The sequence below is a fragment of the Haloparvum sedimenti genome, assembly GCF_001462205.1.
GTDB classification, from domain to species: domain Archaea; phylum Halobacteriota; class Halobacteria; order Halobacteriales; family Haloferacaceae; genus Haloparvum; species Haloparvum sedimenti.
In genome coordinates this window covers 1-1,300 of record NZ_LKIR01000020.1, presented here as the reverse complement: position 1 = coordinate 1,300, position 1,300 = coordinate 1, and the positions used below count along the sequence as shown (strand labels likewise).

Genomic DNA, 1,300 nt, shown 5'->3' with positions numbered 1-1,300 from the left:
AGCGCGAGGTTGATCTCGTTTTGCACGTTGTCGACGCCGCAGGTGTGCTGGCTCATCCCCATCCCCGTGAAGATGGCGGCGTTGTTCGCCATCGCGTACTTCTCCGCGGCCCGTTCGATGTCCTCGAGCGGGACGCCCGCCTCCTCGGCGGCCGTCTCCCTGTCGAAGTCCGCGAGGGTCTCCTTCAGGTGGTCGAACCCCTCGGTGCGCTCCTCGATGAACGCCTCGTCGAGCCACCCCTCGTCGGGGTTCTCCTCGTGGTTCTCGAGGATCGTCTTGATGACGACGTTCAGGAGGGGGATGTCGGCGCCGGGCTTCACCTGCAGGTGCATGTGGCGCTCGGTCTCCTCGATGTCGAACGACTCCGTGGTCTTGTTCTTGTGGGGGTCGACCTGGATGACGGTCGCGCCCTCGAGCACCGCCTGTCGGAAGTACTGGCTGTTGGCGATCGGGTGTTGCTCGCCGGGGTTCGCGCCCTGGATCCAGAAGAGGTCCGCCGACTCCTCCAGGTCGGCCATGCTGTTGGTCATCGCGCCCGCGCCGAGGCTGGTCCGGAGCGCCCAGACGGTCGAGGCGTGACACATCCGCGTGCAGTTGTCGACGTTGTTCGTGCCGTACCGTCGGGCGAGTTTCTGGAGGAGGTAGTTCTCCTCGTTCATCGTCTTCGAGGAGCCGTAAAAGCCCATGCCGTCCGGGCCGTGTTCCTCACGGATCCGTTCCATCTCCGAGACGATCCGGTCGTACGCCTCCTCCCAGGACGCCTCGCGGAACTCCCCGTCCTCCTTGACGAGGGGGTCGGTCAGGCGGTCCTCGTGGTCGATCACCTGCGTCGCCGCGCCTCCCTTGATGCAGACGCGCCCCTCGTTGACGGGCGCGTCGCCCCACGGGACGAACCGCATGTCGCCCGGCTCATCGCCGGGCTGGACCTTGAGCCCGCAGCCGACGCCGCAGTACGGGCAGATCGTTTTCACCGCGTCGTCTCCCTCACTGGACATACGTCCCACCTGCGCGCTGTGTCTGCATATATCAGGGCTTGTGTGTGGGATCGTATCAACGTATCGGTGAGCCGGCTACACGACGAGACGTGACGGCGGGAAGCCGCTGACGGGGGCGGACGAACCGGGGCCTGACCCGCGAATCGGCGTCGGCTCGGTCGCGGGACCCGTTCGGTGCGGACCGGCGAGAACGGCGCTGCGTCGGTCCTGCCCCAAGGTTTTTGCACGCTTCCGGACATGATCGGCTATGTATCACGTAGTGCTTGCCGCGGACACCGACCCCGAACGAGCGAAGCGAGCGGCGA

At 66.2% G+C, this 1,300-nt stretch carries 1 protein-coding gene; it reads right to left on the bottom strand.

Annotation, left to right across the window (positions count from 1 at the left end; translation table 11 throughout):
- Positions 1-995, bottom strand: a 995-nt coding sequence (locus tag AN233_RS01230) for a molybdopterin oxidoreductase family protein (protein WP_176696603.1), incomplete at its 3' end; no start/stop codon positions are given.
- Between the last annotated feature and the right edge of the window lie 305 nt (positions 996-1,300).